Genomic DNA, 20,292 nt, shown 5'->3' with positions numbered 1-20,292 from the left:
CATTCGCCGGGCTTTTGCGTTTCAGAGCAGCCGCAGCAGCCAGTCCAGGCGCTCGCGGGTAAAGCCGCTGCCGATGAACAGCAGATCGATCCAGAACGCCTGATGCAGCACCACGATCAGCCAGAACGCCAGTTGATAGCTCAGCTTGCGGGTCTTGTGGCGAAAGACCTGCTGCGCCACGAGGGCGCCCGGCCAGCCGCCGGCCAGCTCGAACAGGTGCAGCGTGGTTTCCGGCGTGCGCCAGCGATCCTTCAGCGCGCTGTGCTTGTCGCGCCAGTAGAGAAAGAAGGTCAGTAGGCTGGCAACGGCATAGAGCGCCAGCGGCAGCGCCGTGCCCATACGGTAAAGGCTACCCACCAGCGGCAGCAGGCACAGCAGCGCGAACAGCACCAGCTTGAGCGCAAGCCGCTGAATGTTACCGGCCGCCAGTCGACGTGCAGGTTTTCCAGCGGCTCGCCCGGACGTGCGCGGGCCGGCCTGCCGCTCGGTCGTCTGCCGCGCCCTGCCCGGGCGGTGGCGAATCGAGGGCTGATCCAGCGTCAGTGGCGCGTCCAGCCGCAGATGCTCGGCGCGCAGCCGTCCCTGTGGATCGCGCCCGGCCACATACAGCACCCGATCGCCCACCAGCGGCCGGCGCTCGCCATGCACCGCCGAGATGTGCGCGAAGACATCCTCGCCACCCTGCTCCGGGCGAATAAAGCCGAAGCCCTTCTGGTCGTTCCAGCTTTTCAGCGTGCCACGCTGTTCCATGCCTTCAATCCGTGCGTTCAAAGGCGCGCATGCTAACCGAGCCCGCCGTGTTCGGCATGCCCTGACCGCACGCCGCTATGGCCAGGGCACGGTTGTCGGCGTTATGGTCGGGCGATCTCAAGTCCAGGGAAGAACCATGGCCAGCAAGCCCAGCAGTTCGAACAAGCAGAAGCACCTCGCGGTTCTGATTGACGCCGACAACGCACCCGCCGCCATCGTCGAGGGGCTGTTCGAGGAGATCGCCAAGTATGGCGTCGCCAGCGTCAAACGCATCTATGGCGACTGGACCAAGCCCAACCTGGGCAGCTGGAAGAAGGTGCTGCTCGACTATTCCATCCAGCCGATCCAGCAGTTCGCCTACACCTCAGGCAAGAACGCCACCGACAGCTCGCTGATCATCGATGCCATGGACCTGCTCTACACCCGACGCTTCGACGGTTTCTGCCTGGTTTCCAGTGACAGCGACTTCACCCGCCTGGCCGCGCGCATCCGTGAGGAAGGCCTGACGGTGTACGGCTTCGGCGAACAGAAAACGCCCTCGCCGTTCGTCTCGGCCTGCGACAAGTTCATCTACACCGAGATCCTGCGTGCCGATGCGCCGAAAGCCGTCGAAGCGCCGTCGCCGGAGAAACTTGCCGCGGCGGCTCAGGTCGAGGAAGCAGGCAGCAAGCCGGCGCGTACCAACGACAAGGGCGATGCCATCAAATGCCAGCAGGTACCGGTGGACTTCATCGCCAAGGTGCTCGACGACCTGTCCGAAGAAGATGACTGGATCCAGCTGGGCACGCTCGGACAGAACATCAGCAAGCTGCGCCCCGCCTTCGATCCGCGACTATATGGCTGCAAGAAGCTCAGCGAGCTGATCGCCAACCAGCCCAGGCGTTTCGACCTGGAGTCCCGTGGCAGCAGCGCCACCGGCGGCAAGGATCTCTACGTACGGCTGCGCAAGCCCGGCAAGCACTAGCTCGGCTGCGCGTCGGCCGCCAGCCAGCAGACGCGGTCGCGGCCTTCACGCTTGGCCCGGTACAGCGCGGCGTCGGCGCGGCGCAGCAGGCTGTCCGGCGTGTCGCTCGGGCTCAGCTCGGCGACACCGGCGCTGAGGGTCTGACTGACGCCGGTGGCGAAAGGAAATGCCCGTGCCTGCTCACACAGACGTTCGGCGAACTGCACCGCCTGCGGGCCGCTGGTTTCCGGGCAGAGAATCAGAAACTCCTCACCGCCCCAACGCCCCACCGCATCGCTGCCGCGCAGGCAGTCGTCCAGCAGCGCGGCGAACTCCCGAAGCACGCGGTCACCCATCTGGTGGCCGAAGTCGTCATTGATGCGCTTGAAGTGATCGATATCCAGCATGACGATCGACAACGGTCGGCGATAGCGCCGCGCCTGCTCCAGCGCCGTGGCGAAGCGCCGATCCAGCGCCGCGCGGTTGGCCAGCCCGGTAAGCGAGTCGGTCTGCGACTTGATGCGCAGCTGATCGTTGAGCCGGCGCAGGCGCCTGATCCAGAACAAACTCGTCAGCAGCATCGCCGAGAAAACAACCACCACCTGCATGAGCAACCGGTAGTCGGTACCGGACTCGACGAGGATGGGTGCATGGCGGTTGGCGATCTGATGCAACTCTGCCGGTGTGATGGTGGCAATCGCCTTGTTCAGGATATCGCGCAGCACCGGCTCGCTCTTTAGCACACCGATCCGAAACTGGTTGTCGAGGCTGGCCACTTGCCCGGCGATCTTCAGGTTGAACCAGCCTTCGCGGCGAATGGTGTAGGCGGCCACGGTCAGCGAGCGCACCGTCAGGTCGGCCTTGCGCTCGTTTACCAGCGCCAGTGCCATGGCATCCGTCTCGGTGCTGATGACGCGCAACCGGGGAAAGTCGCGCCGCACGCTTTCCTCGATGAACGTGCCGGACGGCAGCGCCACCGTTGCATTCTCCAGAGCGGACAGATCAGCCACGTATGGGTGGTCTTCCCGTGCAATCACCACGTTGGCGTCGGTGAACAGCGGCTGGGTGAAGATCAGCCAGGCATCGCGCACGGGCGTCTGGTTGAGAAAGCTGAGCAGCTGGCATCGACCAGCCTGGGAAAAGGCGACCGACTGGCCCCAGTCACTGGTCGGCACGATATCCAGTTGCAGGCCTGACCGCTGCGCAACGAGCCGCAGCAGATCGGCCGCGATTCCCTCGTGCTCGCCACGCGCATTGAGCATTTCGAACGGCAGCCAGTCGGGATCGACGCAGATGCTGACCGAACGATTGGCCGCCAGCCATTCGCGTTCGGCCGCGTCGAGATCGAGCGCCACATCAGCCGTTGCCGCTGCACCGCCTGCAAACGCCAGCAACGCCAGAAGCAGATACCTAGTCACTTCAGCCACCCTCGGGAGAGCGCACGTAACATTGGCGACGGATACAGTTCAACACGACGCTAATGCCACGGCAAGGAAAGTCATGGCAATGAGCTATCACATATCGTGCCAAACGGTTTTTTGACGCTAGAAAATCATTTGCAATCATTCCTTGGCGCAACGATCGAACCGAGGGCGGATGCGCTCTTCTAAAGGGGACCGATCAATGGAGGTTTCCATGAGCAAACAGCTACTACTCGCCTGCGGCCTGGCGATTTGCGTGCCGGCAGCGCTGGCGCAGACGCCGCAGCCAGAGATCATCACCCACCTCAACGGCTTGGATGTCGAGGTCAGCCCCATGGGCGTGCCGGCCAAGTCCGAAGGCGTCGAGGGCGAACTGCTAGGGGTGCGCGCGGTGAAGGTGATGAACCGTACCGGCGGCCAGATATCCTGCGAATTCCACGTGCCGGCCGAAGCGCGCTCGGATACCTCGGCCTCGCCGGTGTTTACCGTCGCGCCAAATACCCAGCGTACCGAACGCGTGCCAGGCGACTATTCGCCCGACGAGCCCTACGCAGAGATCACCTGCCGTTCCAGCGACCAGAGCCAGAACCAGAACCAGAACCAGGCGCAGTAAGCCGTAAGGCTTTCAGCGGCGCTCCTCGCGGATAAAGGGAATGCCCAGCGCGCCCGGCTGGTTGCCGGTGGCGTGCCTGCCGCTGGCAACCCAGATCATCACCGCCAGCGTCACCGCGTAGGGCGTCATCAGCACGAAGTACTGCGGCAGGCGCACGCCAGCGGCGGCCAGCTGCGGAATCAGCGCCTCGATGCAGCCGAACAGCAGCGCTCCGGCCAGCGCCTTCCAGGGTGACCAGCGGGCAAAGATCACCAGCGCCACGGCGATCCAGCCGCGGCCGCCGGTCATGTCGGCGATCCACAGCTTGGTGCTGAGCAGCGAGATATAGCCTCCTGCCAGACCGATCAGCGCGGCACCGACGAGAATCGCTGCCAGCCGATAGCCGAGCACGGAAATGCCCGCGGCATCCGCCGCCTGCGGGTTTTCCCCCACCGCGCGCAGGCGCAGGCCCGTGGTGGTGCGGGTGAGAAACCAGACCACGGCGAGCACGATCAGCGGCGTCATGAACACCAGCGGGTTCTGCACGAAGAGCTTGCCCAGCAGTGGCAGCTCGGACAGCGGCCAGAGCTCGACGGCAGCCAGCCCCTTGACCGGCTTGTTGGTCCACTCCAGCAACGTGCCGAGCAAGCCGGTCAGCCCCTGACAGAAGAACACCAGCGCCAGGCCGGCGATGACCTGGTTGATGCGCAGCACCAGCACCATCAGCGCGAACAGCAGCGACACCACGGCCGCCGCCCCCATCGCCAACAGCAGCGAAACGCCGTGGCTGCCATAGGCCAGCTGCGCGCCGATGGCGGCCAGCGCACCGACCAGCATCAGGCCCTCGGCACCGAGGGCCAGCACGCCGGCACGTTCGGTGAGGATCAAGCCCAGCGCCGCGAGGGCGAAAGGCACGGCGAAGTCAGGCGTGTTGCCGAGCCAGTTGGCGATCATGTCCATCAGCTTTCGCCTCCCTGAACGCGGCGGATGCGGTGGCGGATAAAGAAATCCGAGGAGGCGACGCAGATCACCAGGATCGCCTGGATCAGCTGCACCATGGAAAAGGGGATCTGGTAGAACACCTGCAGGCTGCGCCCGGCGACGAACAACATCGCCATCAGCAGCGCCACCACCAGTGCCGCCACCGGGTTGTTGCGGGCGAGAAAGGCGATGAGGATGCCGGAGAAGCCATAGCCCTGATAGAACGACTGGGTCAGCCGCCCCTCCTGCCCCGCCGTGACCAGAAACCCGGCGATCCCGGCCATGGCGCCGGAAATCAGCACCGTGCCGATGATCATCTTCTGCACCGGCACGCCGACCGCGCCGGCCACCCGCGGGTTGGCATCGACAAAGCGCAGGTACAGCCCGGCGCGGGAGATGCCGAGAAACCACAGCGCCAGCAGCGCGACGACCACCGCCAGCGGCACCGCCGCGCTGATGCCATCGAACAGTTCGGGCAAGCGCTCGAACGTCTGGAACTGCGGCGAATAGGGAAACGAGCTTTTCGGGTCCTTCCAGCTTCCGTACAAAAGGTGCAGCAGGAAGTTGATCGCCAGGTAGTTGAGCATCAGCGTCGAGATGATCTCGTTGACCTTAAGCCGCAGCTTGAGCACCACCGGCGCCAGCGCCCAGAGCAGGCCGCAGAAAATGGCCGCCGCCAGCATCAGCGGCAGGCGCAGCGCCGGCGGGCCGACCTCGAACAGCGAGATCGCCGTGGCACCGATGGCGCCCCAGATCATCTGCCCCTCGAGGCCCAGGTTCCAGAACTTGGCGCGAAACGCCATGCAACCGGCCAGGCCGACAAGGATCATCGGCGAAGCCTGAAACAAGACCGCTTTCAGGCTCTGCGCATCGAACACCGTCAGGATGACGAACTCATTGAGCAGCTCGCCGGCCGGTACGCCAGCGGCGACGAGAATCGCGGCGGAAACGCCCAGCCCCAGCAACAGCGCGAGGCCGATGATCACAGCCTGCCAATGCCAGGCCAGTTGCTGGCGGATCTCCAGAGCGTAACAGCGCGACAGCAGCGGCTGTTTCGGGCGCTTCGCCGCCTGCGCGGCCTGCTCGAGCATCACCGGGCGTACCTGTTCATTCATGGCTGGCCCCTTCAGCTACTGGTTCTGCGTGGTCCTGTTCGTCGTGGCTGACCATGGCGCTGCCGATGGCCTGGCGATCCGCTGGCCGGTCGAATTCGGCGACGATGCGTCCGCCGCTCATCACGCCGATGCGATCGGCCAGGGCCAGCACCTCATCGAGGTCTTCGCTGATCACCAGCACCGCCGCGCCGGCCTCGCGGGCGGCGTACAGGCGGGCATGCACCGCGGCGGTGGCGCGCACGTCGAGGCCGCGGCTGGGGCTGTGTACCAGGACCAGCTGCGGGTCGCGGGAAAACTCCCGGGCGATCACCAGCTTCTGCGCGTTACCGCCGGAAAGCAGCGCGGCCTTCTGTTTCAGCGAGCGAACGCCCTGCACATCGAAACCCGCGACTGCCTCGGCAGCCTCCGCCTCCAGACGCTTGCGGCGCAATCGGAAGAAGGAACCGTAGCGGCCGCTATGGACCTGGCCGACACCGAAGTTCTCGGCCACCGAAAGCTCTCCCGCCAGCGCGGCGCCGTAGCGATCCGCCGGGATTGCGGCGATGCGCAGCTCGCGGCGTTGCTCGGCGCTGGCCCGGCGCAGATCGCCGAAGCCGGTCAGCTCCAGCGTGCCATCGCAGGGCTCGGGCAGCCCCATCAGCACGTTGGCCAGTTCGCTCTGGCCGTTGCCGCCGACGCCGGCGATGCCGTAGATCTCGCCGGCGCGCAGGTTCAGCGTCACACCATTGAGCGCGCCATGACCGCTCGCCCCCTTCGATCTGAGATTGCGCACCTGCAGTCGCACCTCGCCCGGTATCGCCGGCTGGTACTCGCTGGCCGGCGCCGACTCACCCACGGTGAGGCGCACCAGCTCGGGCACCGAGACCGTCTGCGGGTCGAGGGTCTGGATGGTACGACCGCCCCGCATCACGGTGACGCGGTCGGCGAAGCGCTTCACATCACTCATCTTGTGGGTGACCAGGATCACCGCCGCGCCCTGGCGGGCAAAGGCGCGCACCGTTTCCAGCAGGCGTTCGGCTTCCCCGTCGGTCAGTACCGCCGTCGGCTCGTCGAGGATCAGGATGCGCGCGCCGGCCAGCAGCACCTTGAGAATCTCCACCCGCTGCTGCTCGGCCACCGAAAGCGACTCGGTGATCTTGCGCGGGTCGATGCTGAAACCCAGTTCGGCCGCCTTGTCGCTGATCCGCTGCTCCAAAGCCGCCAGGCGCTGGCGATGGCTGCCCGAGAAGGCGTGGTTGCCCGGCCCCTCGGGCAGCGCCAGCTGGATGTTCTCGGCCACGGTGAAGGGCTTCACCAGCTTGAAGTGCTGATGAACCATGCCGATGTGGTAGCGGCTGGCATCCCGCGGGCCGCTGAGCCGCACCGCATTGTCGTTGATCAACAGCGATCCGCTCTCCGGTGCGTAGAGGCCGGCGGCGATGTTCATCAGCGACGACTTACCCGCGCCGTTCTCGCCGAGCAGCGCATGGACCTCGCCCCACCTGGCGGTAAAGTCCGCCTGGGACAGGGCCATGAAGCCGTCGAACGACTTGCTGACCCCGGAAAGCTGGATCGCGTTGAGGTTGCTCATTGCTGGGTGGTCACTCCCTTGACGAACCAGTCCATCTGCCACAGCGCGGGATCAGCCATCACCTCACCGGCGGCGATGCGCTCGGTGCCGTCACGGTCGAGCATCGGGCCGGCGTAGATCTGCTTCTCGCCTTTTAGCAGCTGCTCGCGGGTGGCCATGATCTTCGCTTTGTCCGCTTCGGAAACCGCCGGGCCGCAGCAGGCCGCGTCGGTGCCGCCCTCGGCCATGGACAGCAGCGCGCCGTTCTCCGGTGGCGTCCAGTTGCCGGCGCTGATCTTCTTCAGCTCCGGCGCGAGGAATCTGTCCCAGACCCAAACCGAGGAACAGACGGTGGCGTCCGGGGCAAATTCGCGCATGTCGCGATGGTGCCCGGTGCCGTGCACGCCGCGCTCCTGGGCGACGATCTGCGGCGTCGGGCTGTCGACGTGCTGGCCGAGCACGTCGGCGCCGGCATCGATCAGCGCCATCGCCGCGGCGCGCTCCTTGACCGGATCGTTCCAGGCGCCGGTGTAGACCACGGTGACGGTGGCGTCGGGGTTGATCGCCTGGGCGCCGAGGGCGAAGGCGTTGACCGTCCAGTTCACCTGTCCGAAGGGGTTGGCCGCGACGAAGCCGAGCTTGCCGGTCTTCGACGCCGCGCCGGCAGCCATGCCGCACAGGTACTGGCTCTCGTAGGTACGGCCGTAGAAGGATTCGAGGTTGGCGCTGTTGGTAGTGCCCGAGCCGTTGAGGAAGGCCACGTCCGGATACTTGGCGGCCAGCTCCTTGAAGGTGTCGGAATAGCCGAAGGCGGTGCCGATGATGACGTTGGCGCCGCGCTGGATCAGCCGGTCCACCGCAGGGCGGATCGAGGAGGCGTTCTCCGGCACGCTTTCGACGTACTGGATCTTGGTATCCAGCTCGGCTTCGAGCTTCTGCCGCGCCTCGTCGAAGGCCTGGGTCCAGCCACCGTCATTGCGCGGGCTGATGTAGAGCATGGCGATCTTCGCCGGTTTATCGAGGGTCAGCCCTTCCTGCGCCGAGGCGACGCCAAGGGTGGTCGCCAGGCCGAAAGCCACCGCCGCACACAAGGTCCGTTTCATCTGTTTGAGCATTTTGGGTCTTCCTGAGGGTTGGCACGTCAAAGCATGTGGTTGATGCGAAACACGTTGTCTTCCGGGTCCAGCAGTACCGCCTGATACCAGTGGTAATAGGTCTCGTAGGGCGCCTTGATCAGCCGCGCGCCCATGGCGACGGCGATGGGCACCAGCCGCTCGACCTCGTCTTTCGAATCGACGTCGATGTTCAGCAGGAACTTGCAGCCGCGGGCGTCGGCGAATGCGTCCAGCTGCAGCAGCTCGTAGGCTTGCGGCGCGTTGAAGCCGATGCAGCTCTTGCCGGTATCCAGCCCGCGAAAGATCGGCGAGGCGATCTCGGGGATGTTCCTGAAGCCGAACAGCTCGCGGTAGAAGCCGCTCAGCGCCTCGATGTCCCGGGCGAAGACGTTGACGTAGGACAGCGTGCTCATGCGACCTCCAGGCCTTTGCCGAAGGTGGTCTGCCTGACGAACTTGGAGAGCAGGTTGTCGCCGGAGGTGACTGGCGCGTGACGTGGCGGATTGGTCGCGCTGCAGCAGCCCGGCAGGCATTCGATCAAGGCGTCGTAGTTGGGTTGGTGGAAGAACACCAGCGACTGGCGACCGTTGTCCGCGGGGCTTTCGGCCGGCGGGTTGACCACTCGGTGCAGCGTGGAAATCCACTGATCATTGGTCCACTGCATCATCAGGTCGCCGATGTTCACGGCGAAGCCGCCCTCCACGTAGGGCACGTCCACCCACTCGCCCTGGCGGTTGCGCGCCTGCAAGCCGCCCAAAGCGTTGTCCGGCTTGACGATGGTCAGGCTGCCGTAATCGGTGTGGGCACCGGCGCGCATCTGCCCCGGCTCCACCGCGCCCTTCAGGTCCGGGTAGCTGAGGCTGCGGAACATGCTGATGTGCTTATCGATCTTGTCGTCGAAGAACGTCTCCGGCAGTTCAAGCGCCAGGGCGAAGATGCGCATCAGCGACTGCGCCAGCGTGCTCATGGCGGCGAAGTACTCGCGATAGGCCTGCTCGAAGCCCGCGATGCCGCTCGGCCAGACGTTCGGTGCGAAATGCGGGCCGGCGGCGGTGCAGCGGTAGTAGGGCTCGTCCGGTACGTCGCTGGGGCCGATGGAAAAGGACTCCTTCAGGTCACCCGGGGCCGCCTCTTCGAGCGAATAGGACAGGCTCTCCTCGGCCACCGCGCTGTAGCCGCGCACCATGTCCGGGCTGGGCCGGTCGACCTTGCGCTTCTCGGCCAGCGGCAAGGCGAAGAACTGCCGTGTTAGCCGCGACACCCGCTCGACCAATTCGGTAGGAATCTGATGGTTGGTGATGACCAGAAAGCCGATGTCGCGACAGGCCTGGTCCACGGCACGGGCGACTTGCAGCTTGCCCTCCGGCGTACCGGCGAAATATGGCGCCAGGTCGATGATGGGAACGTATTGCAGAGTCATGGGTGACGCACTCCTCTGACGCAAGGCGGGTAACGAGCGCGTCGCCGATGGCGCGGGCGCTTCTCTGTATGCGTGACGCCGCCGCCCGCGTGCACGCCGGGCGACAGGGAGGAGAGAGCAGAAAGCGTGCCACTGGATCGATTTGCTTATGGATCAGTAACTTGGCGTTTTAGCGAGGGCAAAACGGATCAAACGGTCCGCTTCGGAGCACTTGGTTTGTGCGTGGTGGCACGAAAAACGTGCCTGATAGCACTTCGCTCGCCGCGCTAGACCCCTCGATGGCGTTTTGCTAGCTTGGCAAGCACCTGCGGATGAAGCGTCGTCAGGACTTACACGTCCGCACCGGTGGCCTGGTGCAACCAGGCGTAAGGGGCAGGCCAAAGAACCCGTGCGTAAGTCGTCGGGAAGAGAAGTAATCGATGCTGACCAAACGCCGGCGCTCCTTTGCAGCCTTCATCCTGTTGTACTTGCTGCTGGCCGGCGTCTCCGCTCAGCTGCTGTTCGTGTCCGAAATTCAGCGCTGGGATGGCCGCTTCGCTCAGCAGGTGCAGCACATCTCCGCTGCGTTACGCTACAAGCTCGATACCAACGAAGCGGTCCTGGCAGGCTTCTCGGCCTTTCTACAAGCGGTCGATCAAAGCGACGAGGCTGCCGCCGCGCGCTATGCCGAGGCCGTTGTCACCGCATACCCACAGGTCTACATGCTGGAGGTTGCCCGCGGCGTTCCCCTGGCCGAGCAATACGCGTTCGAGGAGCTGCTACGTCTCAGCTGGCGCGCCGACTTCCGACTCAAGGACTTTCCCAGCTCGGCGCTACAGCCGGCGGCGGTACAGCCGCCATTGAGCGAAACCTGGCCGGTGCTGTTCATGTATCCGAAGCTCGTGCAGGCGAACACCATCTATGGTGTCCGCCTGGAGACGGTCGGCCATCTGTCCCAGGCGCTGGCCCGGAGCCGGCAAACCACGGCACCGGTCGCCTCGCCGGTATTCGCCCTGTACGAAGGGGGCGAGGCCTACATCCTGCTCCAGGCGGTCAGTCGCCCCGAAACACCTCGCCCGAGCGCCGGCCCCAACTTCTTCGGTAGCAGCATGGTTGCCCTGCTGCTGATGAGAACCGACGCATTGCAGGAAACTGTGCTTGCCACTGACAGGGATCGGCAGCTGCGCATCGAGGCGTTTCTCGATAGCGGCGTCGCTGCATCGAGTCTGCTGTTCGCGACCACCCCCGTACCGGCCGGCATGCTGGATCGCCTGTTGCTGCCACGCCTGGCAGCGCGGGTCGACATCGGCAGCAGCTCGCAGCCGACCACGTTGCTGATCGAACGGCAGCTGCATCTGGCCGATGTACTGACTCGCGAAACGCTGGCCGTCCTGCTGATTCTCATTGCCGCACTGGGGCTGCTACCGGCTGTGCTGGTGCGTCACTACCGGGCCATCGCGATGGCAGAGCGCGAGTATCAGCGTTCCACCTACCTGGCGACGCACGACGTCCTTACCCAGCTGCCCAACCGCCAGCTACTGGCGGACCGCTTCGCCGAGGCCTACGCGTACCTGCAGCGGCACGGAACGCCCTTTGCCGTGATGGTTGTCGACCTTGATCGCTTCAAGCACATCAACGATCGCTTCGGCCACGAGGTGGGCGACCAGGTGTTGATCGGCGTTGCCGAGCAGATGCGCCAGGTGATCCGCTTGTATGACACCGCGGCACGCTACGGCGGTGACGAGTTCGTCGTGCTGGTCAGGGATATGACCAGTGCTGCGGACGCCGAAGCCGCTGGGCACAAGCTGCTCGAGGCGGTCAGCCTGCCCATCGCGACCGACGCCGGCGAGCAGCGGGTATCGTGCAGCATCGGCATCGCCATGTGCCCCGCCGATGGCGAGAACCTCGACGAACTGCTGACCGCAGCGGACCGCGCCATGTACCAGGTCAAACAACACGGCCGTGAGAACGTCGCACTTTGCAGCGGCGATGCCTGACGGCGCATGCTTGCAGCGACAGCAGGTCAGCGGCCATCGAACGCTCCAGCGCCCTTCTCGTCTGTGCCAGGGCGCGCCAGGATCAACTCATTCCCGCCGCAATGAGCGCCCCGACTGTCCATCGGCAGTGAACTAACCCCGCGCCGTCACGATCCCCTTTAAAGCACAGCCAGAGCGATCCCGGCCGCCAGCGCATCCGCGCTGAGCATGAGGTCAGGCCTCCAAGCGATGAGGATATCCACGTGACCGTTATCACCCACCGCACCCAAACCACCACCCATAGCATCTCCCGCCATGTCCCCAACCCGTTGCATGGGACGTTGCTCGCCGGGACCGTCCCGCTGTTCCTAGGCGCCATGCTCAGCGACATCGCCTACTTCAAGACTTACGAGATTCAATGGAGCAATTTTGCCGCCTGGCTGATCGCCGGCGGGCTGGTGTTCTGCGGTCTGGCGCTGCTGTTTGCCGTGGTGAACCTAATCCGCGCACGGCACCGCAAAGGACGACCGCTGGCCTACTTCATCCTGTTGTTGGCGACCTGGCTGCTGGGCTTCATCAACGCGCTGGAGCACGCCAAGGACGCCTGGGCGACGATGCCGCTGGGCCTGGTGCTATCGGTGATCGTCACGGTGCTGGCCTGCGCCGCGACCTGGATCGGGCTGAGCAACCTGCGCGACGGAGGTGAGGCATGAAGCATCCAAGCTCAAGCGCACTAACCGCCCTGGCCATGGCCGTACTGCTGAGCGCATGCGGTGGCGAGCAGGACTCCGCCCAGCACTACGGGACGAACCCCAAGCTGCCCGAGCCGGAACGCGGCCTGCTGCCCAGCATGAAGATCGCCGAGCCAACCCCCTGGGGCGATCAGGTACCCACCGTGCCGGACGGTTTCAGCGTGACGGCAATTGCCACCGATCTGAAGATCCCCCGCCAGACCCTGGTGCTGCCCAACGGCGACATCCTCGTGGCGGAGGGCCGCGGCGGTAATGCAGCCAAGCTCAAGCCCAAGGACGTCATCGCCGGCTACCTCAAGGCCAAGGGCAACACCTCGGTAGAAAGCGGCAATCGCCTGACCCTGCTGCGCGACGCGGATGGCGACGGCACCTACGAGTTGCAAACGGTGTTCGCCGAAGACCTCAACGCGCCGTATGGGCTGGCCTTCCACGACGGCAATCTATATGTCGCCAACCAGGACGAACTCGTTCGCTTCGATTATCAGGATGGCCAGACCGAGGCGAGCGGCGCACCGACCAAGGTTGCGGACCTGCCGTCCGAGATCAATCACCACTGGACCAAGGCGCTGACCATCAGCCCCGATGGCCAGTACCTGTATGTCGGCATCGGCTCCAACAGCAACATCACCGAGCGTGGTATGGAAGCCGAGGTCGACCGCGCCATGGTCTGGCAGGTCAACGCCGAAACCGGCGCCTACAAGCCCTACGCCACCGGCCTGCGCAACCCCACCGCAATGGCGATACAGCCGGAAACCGGCCAGCTGTGGACGGTGGTCAACGAACGCGACGAACTGGGCGAAGACCTGGTGCCGGACTACCTGACATCGGTTAAGGAAGGCGGCTTCTACGGCTGGCCCTACGCCTACTGGGGGCAGAACGTCGATGATCGCGTGCGCCCGCAGGACCCGGACAAGGTGGCCGCCAGCATCACGCCGGACTACGCCCTGGGCTCGCACGTCGCCGCACTGGGCCTGGATTTTTCATCCGACGTGATGGGCGAGCGCTTCGCTGACGGCGTCTTCATCGGCGAACACGGCAGCTGGAACCGCAAGGAGCCGGTCGGCTACAAGGTGATCTTCGTGCCCTTCCGCGACGGCCGTCCCGCAGGCGAGCCAATCGACTTCGCCACCGGCTTTCGCACCGACGACGGCAAGACCCGCGGTCGCCCGGTCGGCGTAACCGTAGACCCGAGTGGCGCGCTGATCGTCGCCGATGACCTGGCCAATGTGGTGTGGCGAGTGACGCGTAGCCAGTAAGGCTCTACTGAACGCCGCCGCAGACTACGATCTGCATGATCGTTGCCTGCGACGGTGCCGTTAGCCTGCAGCGCCCGTGCTCACGTCAGCAAATAGAAGGTCACATACGATCGAGCGGACTCAGCACCGCTAACCCGCCACGGTTGAGCACATGGGTGTAAATCATCGTCGTTTTGACGTCCGCGTGCCCCAGCAACTCCTGCACCGTGCGTATGTCCTGCCCGCTTTCCAGCAGATGCGTAGCGAAGCTGTGGCGCAATGTATAAGACGTCGCAGGTTTGGCTATGCCGGACGCGTTGAGCGCACGCTTGAATGCGCGCTGTATACGCTTCTCATCGAAATGAGGCCGACGTACCGCTTGGCTGCGAGGGTCGACGGAAAGACCTGAGGCCGACTGTGCTGCTCAGTACGAAATGCATAGATCGAGCACTATTCGCAACAGCATCTATCTAGCCTGCAAGGAAGAGCGCGCCAAGCAGCGAATAAAAGAGCTTCAAAACTATGCTCCGTATTAGCCCTAACAAATGGTTCAAGTCGCTCGCTTCGCTCACTCGGGACCGGCTAAAGCCCGCCCCTTAACCAAACGTTAGGTCCATAGGAACCCTCATGAGCGTGTCAAAAGAATTCGCATTATTCATGCAAGAGGCTCCGGCCCATGCCAAGGCTTGGATGCAAGCAGCAGCAGCTCTTGATACTGCTAGCGCTCTGGACAAGAAGACCAAGGAACTAGCGTACATCGCCGTGCTGGGAGCGACCGGGAATACCTCTGGCATTCCATTTCATGTGCTTTCAGCAAAGTCGCATGGTGCGTCGAGACAGGAAGTATTGAGTGCTGTCCTTATCGGCCTGCCTGCCGCTGGCTCGGTTGTTATTGCCAGCTTCCTTGCTGCTGTGGAGGCGTACGATGGGCAAAACAAATAAGGCGTGGCATGAGATGAACCCCATGCCACGGAACGCAACTGTCCAGCAGCGCATTGATTGGCACATTGCCCATGCAGAAGCGTGTGGGTGTCGCCCGATGCCGCCCTCCATACGTGAGCTCGTTGAGGAGCGCAGGGCAGCTGGCGAGGCCTAACCAAACACCAAGCCTGAAAGCAGAATCCGACGCGCTACCCTAGGCCCTGCGTCGTCATGTTCATAGCACCCGCGACGCAACCCGTGTTGATCTAATCGCAACAGCAGGCCGTTACATGCTCCACTCGATCCACCATGCCGCAATCATCTGCTCCGACTATGCCGTGTCGAAGCGCTTCTATATCGAGGTGCTGGGCCTCAGCGTGATCGGCGAGCATTACCGCGAATCACGGCAGTCCTACAAGCTCGACCTGGCGCTGCCGGGTGGTGGTCAGATCGAGCTGTTCTCCTTTCCCGATGCACCGCTGCGCCCCTCGCGGCCCGAGGCGCAGGGGTTGCGGCATCTGGCGTTCGCGGTGGACGACGTCGCCGCCTGCAAGGCTGCACTGGAGGCGAAGGGCGTGGCCGTGGAGCCGATCCGGGTCGACGAATACACGGGCCGCCGCTTTACCTTCTTTGCCGATCCGGACGGCCTGCCGCTGGAGCTGTACGAAAAGGCATCGCGCTAGTTCGGCAGCCGGCCCATCCTGGCGGAGCTGGAAGCGAGATCACCTTGTTTCCTCAGGCCGTCCTCGGCTAGGGTGCCGCCTCGAAGAAATCGCTGGTCAGGAGCATGCGGATTGAGCAGAACAGGGATGTTGGCGCTGGGGTTGTCCCTGGCGCTATCGGCACAGGCGGCCGAGCGACAGGTCTATCTGGTGGCCACGGTGCAGCTGGACGGCTCCAGCCTGGCGCAGAGCATTTTCCTTCATGAGCCGCAGATCACCGAGCTGCAGGGCTGCCTCGACGCCGTGCGCGACGGGCAGAGCAAGCGTGACTGGCTCCTGTACCGGCACATCTTCCGCCGCGACCGCTTCAAGGGATTCTCCGGCCATATCCGCTACCAATGCGGCTACAGCGAGCAGCGCTTCAGCAGCTGGCACGACGGCCCGCGCTACAACAAGCCGCACCTGATTGGCGTGAACGACAACGCCGAGCTCAGGGTGGTGCGTACGCCCAGCCAGGCGCAGTGCATGACCCAGCTGCGCGCGCTGCCGGCGGCGCGGCAGGCTCAGAGCTTCTGTGCGATGGGCAACCAGGAATTGCAGCCCTGAACCGGAGCCGCCCGGCCAGCAGACCAGGCGGCACGCCATGCATCAGTCCGGCTGGTAACTGCCCGGCACCGGTGCGAAGGAGACGCCGAAGCGGTTCCAGGCGTTGATGGTGGCGATGGCCAGCGTCAGGTTGGCGAGCTGGGCTTCGGAAAACTGCTCGCGCACCTCCTCGAACAGCTGCTGCGACACGCCCTGGGGCAACAGGGTGTTGGCCTCGGCCCAGGCCAGCGCGGCACGCTCGCGGTCGCTGAAGAACGGGGTTTCGCGCCAGGCACTCAGGGCATAGATGCGCTGCTCGGTTTCGCCCAGGGCACGGGCGTCCTTGGTGTGCATGTCGAGGCAATAGGCGCACCCGTTGATCTGCGAGACGCGGATCTTGACCAGCTCCATCAGCGGCTTGTCGACGCCATCCTCGCGGCGGCTCTGCCGTGCCAGGTAGGTTTCCAGCCCGATCATGGCCGTCATCACGTCGGGGGCGGCGGCCTGGTAATTCATGCGCATGGTGGTCACTCCTCGGTTTGAATGTGCAACCCAGGCTACGCAGCCGCCGCGCTGCGCTATTGTAGATTTTCGACATCCTCCTACGGCGCTTGCCATGACCCAGTCCCTGCACGAACGTATGCCCTGCCTGCAGGGCTTCGTTGCCCGCCCGCCGAGCCCGGCGTTGGCGGCGTACGTGCAGCGTTTCTGGTGGATGGAAGGTGACGGTTCGCAGGTCTACGACGAACAGCTGCTGCACCCGGACGGCGGCAGTGGCGTGATCTTCAACTTCGCCGATCCGCTGAGTTTCGATGGCACGCTACGCGGGCCGCGGGCGCTGATCGCGGGCCCGCAGCTGGCCAGCACCCGCCTGCAGCTGGCCGGGCAGGTCAGGCTGATGGGGGTGCGTTTTCGCCCAGGCATGGGCGCTGCGGTATTCGGCATCGGCCTCGATGAGCTTCACGGATTTCAGGAGGCCGACTGGACCCGGCTGGGCCTGGCGCATCTGGTCGATCGGCTGGCCGAGCTGGAGCGGGACGCGCAGCAGGCCGTAGTCGAACTCGAATTGCTCCGCCGGCTCGAGGAGATCCAGGCACGCCGCAACCCGGTGCAGCAGCTGCTCAACCGGATCGCGGCCAGCGAAGGCCGGGCGCGGCTGGCCGATCTGCTGCAGAGCGTACCGCTCGGCCAGCGCCAGCTGGAACGCCTGTTCCGCCATCAGGTGGGGCTGACACCCAAACAGTTCAGCCGCATCCAGCGCGTGGCCCTGGTGCGCAGGGAATTGCGCGCCGGAGAGGCACTGCTGGACACCGCCCTGGCCTGCGGCTACAGCGACCAGGCGCACTTGATCCACGACTTCAAGACCGTGGTCGGCATGACGCCGGGGCAGTATCGCTTGCGGATCAAGCGCAGCGGCGCCTGAAGCGCAGGCCGCCATCCACAAAGTCGACTTTCGCGTTGCAGATCGCGCATGACCGCAGGTTCGCATGGCGCGATGCTGGCAAGATCCGTGGGAACCTTGTCATTGCGACAGCGGCGTCTCGGCAGCAGACTGCAGCCATCCACCCTGAGAGCTGCACCATGGACGCCACCCGCACCGTCGCCTGCCTGATCTACCCGGATGTGATGAGCCTGGACGTCACCGGCCCGATGCAGGTGTTCGCCTCGGCCAACGTCGAGCGGCAGCGCCAGGGTCTGCCGCGGCATTACGAGTTGATGCTGCTCGCTGCGAGCAGCGGGCCAGTCGCCACCTCGGCGGGGCTGAAGCTGATGGCGGACATGGGCTGGGCCGAGTGCGATCCGGCCATGCTGGACACCTTGCTAATCCCGGGCGGCGCCGGTGTGGATGCGCAGAAGCGCGACCAACGGCTGCTCGCCTGGCTGCGCGCCGCCGAACCCTGGGTGCGGCGCCTCGGCTCGGTCTGTTCCGGCGCGCTGATCCTGGCCGAGGCAGGGCTGTTCGACGGGCGCAAGGCGACCACGCACTGGGCAGACCTCGCGGCGCTGAGCGAGTACCCGACCATCGACGTGCAGGGCGACCGGTTGCACACCTACGACCCGACCGATCCGCAGGCGTCGCACCTGTTCAGCTCCGCGGGCGTCACCGCCGGCATCGACCTGGCGCTGGCCCTGGTGGAAGCCGATCTCGGCCGCGCACTGGCGCTGGCAGTCGCCCAGCGGCTGGTGATGTTCCTGCGCCGGCCCGGCGGGCAGACCCAATTCAGCCCGATGCTGGCGGCGCCGAGCGGCAACGTGGCGCGCCTCGCCGTGCTGCTGGAATGGATTCCAGGGCATCTGGGCGACGACCTGTCCATCGAGGCGCTGGCCGCCCAGGCGCATATGACCCCACGCACCCTCTGTCGCCTGTTCAGCCAGGAAACCGGCATGGGCCCGGGCCAGTACATCGAACGGGTGCGCCTGGAAGCCGCCCGCAATCTGCTGCTCGACGCCCAGGCCTCGATCGCGACGGTGGCGCGGCTGACCGGCTTCGGCCATCCGGAAAATCTCCGGCGCAGCTTCCAGAAGCACCTGTCGGTCAGCCCGCGGGACTTCTACCAGCGCTTCGGCTGACCAACCGACCTCATTCACCGTTCCCAGCCCGCTCGGCATCTGGCCAGGCAGCGCTGTGCCCGCTCGCCACCCTAAAGGAGCCGCTCATATGCACCTGTTGCTCAGCCATCCCCAGGTCCTGCGCCTGTTCATCGCCCAGGCGCTGTTCTGGTCCTGCTCGATGACCGGGATCATCTTCACCGCCATCGTCGGCCTGCGCCTGGCGCCAGCGGCCGGTCTCGCCACGCTGCCGCTGGCCCTGCTGATGCTCGGCGGCCTGCTCGCCCTGCAACCACTGGCGGGCCTGATGCAACGCCGCGGTCGCCGCGCCGGCTTTCTCATCGGTGCGTTGGCCGGCGTGCTGGGCGGGCTGATCAGCGCGCTATCGCTCTGGCTCGACAGCTTCACCCTGCTCTGTCTCGGCGCTCTGCCCATCGGCGCCTATCAGGCCTCGGCGATGTATTACCGCTTCGCCGCGCTGGAAGCGGTGAGCGATGCCTTCAAGGGGCGCGCCACGGCCTGCGTGATCGGCGGTGGCGTGCTGGCGGCGCTGATCGCGCCCACGCTCGGCCATATGGCGCGCGATCTCGCTGGCGTGCCCTTCGCCGGCACCTATCTGTTGATCGCCAGTCTGGCGGCACTGGGGTTCATGGTCTTGGCCGGGCTGCCGGCGACCTCGGGAATGCCGGCGACCCGGGCCGATGCGGCCACGGTCGGCTGGCAGGCGCTGCTAGCACGGCCGACCATTCGCGCCGCGGTGCTGACCACCGCTGCCGGCCACGGCCTGATGATCCTGGTGATGAACGCCACGCCCCTGGCGATGCATGGCGAAGGTCTGGATCTGCACGCCAGCGGCCAGGTCATCCAGTGGCACATGCTCGGCATGTTCCTCCCGGCGTTTGTCGCCGGGCCGCTGGTGGATCGTTTCGGCTGCCGGCTGGTCGCCTGCCTTGGCGGAGGACTGCTGATCGTCAGCGCAGTGGTCGCCCTGCTCGGGGTCAGCCACTGGCACTTCCTGCTCAGCAGCTGCCTGCTCGGCATCGGCTGGAACCTCATGCTGGTCGCCGGCACCACCCAGCTGGGCCAGGGCCACGCCGCGAGCGAACGCGCCCGGGCACAGGGCCTGATGGAGCTGAGCAACGGTAGCGTCGCTGCAGCCATGTCCTTCGCCTCGGGCGCGCTGATCGCCCAGGCGGGCTGGGCGGCGGTGAACATCGGGCTGCTGCCCATCGTGACGCTGGTGGTACTGCTGCAGGTTGCGCAGGGCTATCGGCAAAGGCAGGCGGCGTAGCGCTGCGCAGCCAGAGGTGCGTTCAGGACCGTTTCTGCTCGGAAATCAGATGGATGATATTGGCCGGGCTCGATATCCAGAACGCGCGGAAGCCGTCGGGCAGGGGTTCGATTTCGTCGCGACGGGCGCAATGCTGCTGTTGCAGAAAGGCCGCAGCAGCGTCCAGATCGTCCGTCACGATTTCCAACCATATTTCCGCCTGGCTGATACCCGCCACGCGATCGAGCCAGAGCACCTTGTCGCCGAACTCGAAGCGCGGTGTCTGTGCGCCAACGGCGTCGTTCGGTGTCAGCTCCTTCAGCCTCAGGGTTTCACGATAGAAGGCAACGGTGCTGGTGTACTCATGGGTGGGCACCTTCATCGCCATGTTTCGGCCGGGCAGGAATCTCGGATTCATCGGGTCGCTCCACTGGCGCGCCGACCAACCCGGCCGGCGCCGCTAGCAAGCCAGTACA

Annotated in this window: 21 protein-coding genes and 1 pseudogene; 11 read left to right on the top strand and 11 right to left on the bottom strand. The window is 65.2% G+C overall.

The window, feature by feature from the left end; translation table 11 throughout:
* Positions 1-21: 21 nt before the first annotated feature.
* Entirely contained in the window at positions 22-750 is a 729-nt protein-coding gene (locus EA798_RS03305) for a DUF1294 domain-containing protein (RefSeq protein ID WP_122098042.1), read from the bottom strand.
* A 136-nt stretch (positions 751-886) separates the two neighbouring features.
* Here EA798_RS03305 and EA798_RS03300 point away from each other — a divergent pair, with 136 nt between their 5' ends.
* On the top strand, positions 887-1,714 hold the full coding sequence (locus EA798_RS03300; RefSeq protein WP_106157630.1) for an NYN domain-containing protein: 828 nt from the start codon (positions 887-889) through the stop codon (positions 1,712-1,714).
* Here the strand turns inward: EA798_RS03300 and EA798_RS03295 are convergent.
* Positions 1,711-3,111, bottom strand: coding sequence for a diguanylate cyclase (locus tag EA798_RS03295; RefSeq protein WP_106157629.1), 1,401 nt, complete (start codon positions 3,109-3,111; stop codon positions 1,711-1,713). The genes EA798_RS03300 and EA798_RS03295 overlap by 4 nt on opposite strands.
* Positions 3,112-3,328: 217 nt before the next feature.
* Here EA798_RS03295 and EA798_RS03290 point away from each other — a divergent pair, with 217 nt between their 5' ends.
* Entirely contained in the window at positions 3,329-3,727 is a 399-nt protein-coding gene (locus tag EA798_RS03290; RefSeq protein ID WP_122098041.1) for a hypothetical protein, read from the top strand.
* A 12-nt stretch (positions 3,728-3,739) separates the two neighbouring features.
* On the opposite strand, the gene EA798_RS03285 is transcribed toward EA798_RS03290, so the two are convergent.
* The 6 genes from EA798_RS03285 to EA798_RS03260 are packed head-to-tail and all read right to left on the bottom strand — an operon-like array spanning position 3,740 to position 9,886.
* On the bottom strand, positions 3,740-4,666 hold the full coding sequence (locus EA798_RS03285; RefSeq protein WP_122098040.1) for an ABC transporter permease: 927 nt from the start codon (positions 4,664-4,666) through the stop codon (positions 3,740-3,742).
* The gene (locus EA798_RS03280) at positions 4,666-5,802 is read right to left on the bottom strand and encodes an ABC transporter permease (RefSeq protein WP_122098039.1); all 1,137 of its coding nucleotides are present in this window, start codon (positions 5,800-5,802) and stop codon (positions 4,666-4,668) included. The genes EA798_RS03285 and EA798_RS03280 overlap by 1 nt, the downstream gene beginning before the upstream one ends.
* Positions 5,795-7,372 carry an ABC transporter ATP-binding protein gene (locus EA798_RS03275; protein WP_122098038.1) on the bottom strand — a complete coding sequence of 526 codons (1,578 nt, stop codon included), beginning with the start codon at positions 7,370-7,372 and terminating at the stop codon, positions 5,795-5,797. The genes EA798_RS03280 and EA798_RS03275 overlap by 8 nt, the downstream gene beginning before the upstream one ends.
* A complete protein-coding gene (locus EA798_RS03270; RefSeq protein ID WP_122098037.1) occupies positions 7,369-8,466 on the bottom strand; it encodes a BMP family ABC transporter substrate-binding protein in 1,098 nt (365 codons plus the stop codon). Before EA798_RS03270 ends, EA798_RS03275 begins: the two co-directional genes overlap by 4 nt.
* Positions 8,467-8,492: 26 nt before the next feature.
* Complete coding sequence (locus EA798_RS03265) at positions 8,493-8,879, bottom strand: VOC family protein (RefSeq protein WP_122098036.1); 387 nt, start codon at positions 8,877-8,879, stop codon at positions 8,493-8,495.
* Positions 8,876-9,886, bottom strand: coding sequence for an isopenicillin N synthase family dioxygenase (locus tag EA798_RS03260; protein ID WP_122098035.1), 1,011 nt, complete (start codon positions 9,884-9,886; stop codon positions 8,876-8,878). Before EA798_RS03260 ends, EA798_RS03265 begins: the two co-directional genes overlap by 4 nt.
* 419 nt (positions 9,887-10,305) lie before the next feature.
* On the opposite strand from EA798_RS03260, the gene EA798_RS03255 reads away from it, so the two are divergent.
* The 3 genes from EA798_RS03255 (at position 10,306) to EA798_RS03245 (ending at position 13,849) form a co-directional block, all read left to right on the top strand.
* Positions 10,306-11,862, top strand: a complete 1,557-nt coding sequence (locus EA798_RS03255; protein WP_122098034.1) for a sensor domain-containing diguanylate cyclase — start codon at positions 10,306-10,308, stop codon at positions 11,860-11,862.
* A gap of 242 nt (positions 11,863-12,104) precedes the next feature.
* A complete protein-coding gene (locus tag EA798_RS03250) occupies positions 12,105-12,554 on the top strand; it encodes a DUF2231 domain-containing protein (protein WP_167462872.1) in 450 nt (149 codons plus the stop codon).
* Entirely contained in the window at positions 12,551-13,849 is a 1,299-nt protein-coding gene (locus EA798_RS03245; protein WP_122098033.1) for a PQQ-dependent sugar dehydrogenase, read from the top strand. The genes EA798_RS03250 and EA798_RS03245 overlap by 4 nt, the downstream gene beginning before the upstream one ends.
* 100 nt (positions 13,850-13,949) lie before the next feature.
* On the opposite strand, the pseudogene EA798_RS20735 reads toward EA798_RS03245, so the two are convergent.
* Positions 13,950-14,228 (bottom strand): annotated as a pseudogene (locus EA798_RS20735) (tyrosine-type recombinase/integrase); the annotation flags it as partial.
* Positions 14,229-14,455: 227 nt separating this feature from the next.
* On the opposite strand from EA798_RS20735, the gene EA798_RS03235 reads away from it, so the two are divergent.
* The 3 genes from EA798_RS03235 (at position 14,456) to EA798_RS03225 (ending at position 16,017) form a co-directional block, all read left to right on the top strand.
* Positions 14,456-14,770, top strand: coding sequence for a carboxymuconolactone decarboxylase family protein (locus EA798_RS03235; protein ID WP_122098032.1), 315 nt, complete (start codon positions 14,456-14,458; stop codon positions 14,768-14,770).
* A gap of 269 nt (positions 14,771-15,039) precedes the next feature.
* Entirely contained in the window at positions 15,040-15,432 is a 393-nt protein-coding gene (gene gloA2 / locus EA798_RS03230) for an SMU1112c/YaeR family gloxylase I-like metalloprotein (RefSeq protein WP_122098031.1), read from the top strand.
* Between the two features lie 126 nt (positions 15,433-15,558).
* On the top strand, positions 15,559-16,017 hold the full coding sequence (locus tag EA798_RS03225) for a hypothetical protein (RefSeq protein WP_122098030.1): 459 nt from the start codon (positions 15,559-15,561) through the stop codon (positions 16,015-16,017).
* A gap of 42 nt (positions 16,018-16,059) precedes the next feature.
* Here the strand turns inward: EA798_RS03225 and EA798_RS03220 are convergent, their stop codons facing one another.
* A complete protein-coding gene (locus EA798_RS03220) occupies positions 16,060-16,518 on the bottom strand; it encodes a carboxymuconolactone decarboxylase family protein (RefSeq protein WP_019405316.1) in 459 nt (152 codons plus the stop codon).
* A 94-nt stretch (positions 16,519-16,612) separates the two neighbouring features.
* Here EA798_RS03220 and EA798_RS03215 point away from each other — a divergent pair, with 94 nt between their 5' ends.
* From EA798_RS03215 to EA798_RS03205, 3 genes are all read left to right on the top strand, one after another.
* A complete protein-coding gene (locus tag EA798_RS03215; protein ID WP_122098029.1) occupies positions 16,613-17,419 on the top strand; it encodes a helix-turn-helix transcriptional regulator in 807 nt (268 codons plus the stop codon).
* A 158-nt stretch (positions 17,420-17,577) separates the two neighbouring features.
* A complete protein-coding gene (locus tag EA798_RS03210; protein WP_122098028.1) occupies positions 17,578-18,567 on the top strand; it encodes a GlxA family transcriptional regulator in 990 nt (329 codons plus the stop codon).
* Positions 18,568-18,655: 88 nt separating this feature from the next.
* The gene (locus EA798_RS03205) at positions 18,656-19,837 is read left to right on the top strand and encodes an MFS transporter (protein WP_122098027.1); all 1,182 of its coding nucleotides are present in this window, start codon (positions 18,656-18,658) and stop codon (positions 19,835-19,837) included.
* Between the two features lie 22 nt (positions 19,838-19,859).
* On the opposite strand, the gene EA798_RS03200 is transcribed toward EA798_RS03205, so the two are convergent.
* Entirely contained in the window at positions 19,860-20,234 is a 375-nt protein-coding gene (locus tag EA798_RS03200; protein ID WP_122098026.1) for a VOC family protein, read from the bottom strand.
* Positions 20,235-20,292 lie beyond the last annotated feature (58 nt).

Source organism: Pseudomonas songnenensis, assembly GCF_003696315.1.
Lineage (GTDB): Bacteria > Pseudomonadota > Gammaproteobacteria > Pseudomonadales > Pseudomonadaceae > Stutzerimonas > Stutzerimonas songnenensis.
This window is presented reverse-complemented; position numbering and strand designations above follow the sequence as displayed.

What these genes read in the sequence shown, in the direction of transcription:
- EA798_RS03305 (WP_122098042.1), bottom strand. Translation starts at nt 750, where the DNA reads ATGGAACAGCGTGGCACGCTGAAAAGCTGGAACGACCAGAAGGGCTTC.
- EA798_RS03300 (WP_106157630.1), top strand. Translation starts at nt 887, where the DNA reads ATGGCCAGCAAGCCCAGCAGTTCGAACAAGCAGAAGCACCTCGCGGTT.
- EA798_RS03290 (WP_122098041.1), top strand. Translation starts at nt 3,329, where the DNA reads ATGAGCAAACAGCTACTACTCGCCTGCGGCCTGGCGATTTGCGTGCCG.
- EA798_RS03285 (WP_122098040.1), bottom strand. Translation starts at nt 4,666, where the DNA reads ATGGACATGATCGCCAACTGGCTCGGCAACACGCCTGACTTCGCCGTG.
- EA798_RS03280 (WP_122098039.1), bottom strand. Translation starts at nt 5,802, where the DNA reads ATGAATGAACAGGTACGCCCGGTGATGCTCGAGCAGGCCGCGCAGGCG.
- EA798_RS03275 (WP_122098038.1), bottom strand. Translation starts at nt 7,372, where the DNA reads ATGAGCAACCTCAACGCGATCCAGCTTTCCGGGGTCAGCAAGTCGTTC.
- EA798_RS03270 (WP_122098037.1), bottom strand. Translation starts at nt 8,466, where the DNA reads ATGCTCAAACAGATGAAACGGACCTTGTGTGCGGCGGTGGCTTTCGGC.
- EA798_RS03265 (WP_122098036.1), bottom strand. Translation starts at nt 8,879, where the DNA reads ATGAGCACGCTGTCCTACGTCAACGTCTTCGCCCGGGACATCGAGGCG.
- EA798_RS03260 (WP_122098035.1), bottom strand. Translation starts at nt 9,886, where the DNA reads ATGACTCTGCAATACGTTCCCATCATCGACCTGGCGCCATATTTCGCC.
- EA798_RS03255 (WP_122098034.1), top strand. Translation starts at nt 10,306, where the DNA reads ATGCTGACCAAACGCCGGCGCTCCTTTGCAGCCTTCATCCTGTTGTAC.
- EA798_RS03245 (WP_122098033.1), top strand. Translation starts at nt 12,551, where the DNA reads ATGAAGCATCCAAGCTCAAGCGCACTAACCGCCCTGGCCATGGCCGTA.
- EA798_RS03235 (WP_122098032.1), top strand. Translation starts at nt 14,456, where the DNA reads ATGAGCGTGTCAAAAGAATTCGCATTATTCATGCAAGAGGCTCCGGCC.
- gloA2 (WP_122098031.1), top strand. Translation starts at nt 15,040, where the DNA reads ATGCTCCACTCGATCCACCATGCCGCAATCATCTGCTCCGACTATGCC.
- EA798_RS03225 (WP_122098030.1), top strand. Translation starts at nt 15,559, where the DNA reads ATGTTGGCGCTGGGGTTGTCCCTGGCGCTATCGGCACAGGCGGCCGAG.
- EA798_RS03220 (WP_019405316.1), bottom strand. Translation starts at nt 16,518, where the DNA reads ATGCGCATGAATTACCAGGCCGCCGCCCCCGACGTGATGACGGCCATG.
- EA798_RS03215 (WP_122098029.1), top strand. Translation starts at nt 16,613, where the DNA reads ATGACCCAGTCCCTGCACGAACGTATGCCCTGCCTGCAGGGCTTCGTT.
- EA798_RS03210 (WP_122098028.1), top strand. Translation starts at nt 17,578, where the DNA reads ATGGACGCCACCCGCACCGTCGCCTGCCTGATCTACCCGGATGTGATG.
- EA798_RS03205 (WP_122098027.1), top strand. Translation starts at nt 18,656, where the DNA reads ATGCACCTGTTGCTCAGCCATCCCCAGGTCCTGCGCCTGTTCATCGCC.
- EA798_RS03200 (WP_122098026.1), bottom strand. Translation starts at nt 20,234, where the DNA reads ATGAATCCGAGATTCCTGCCCGGCCGAAACATGGCGATGAAGGTGCCC.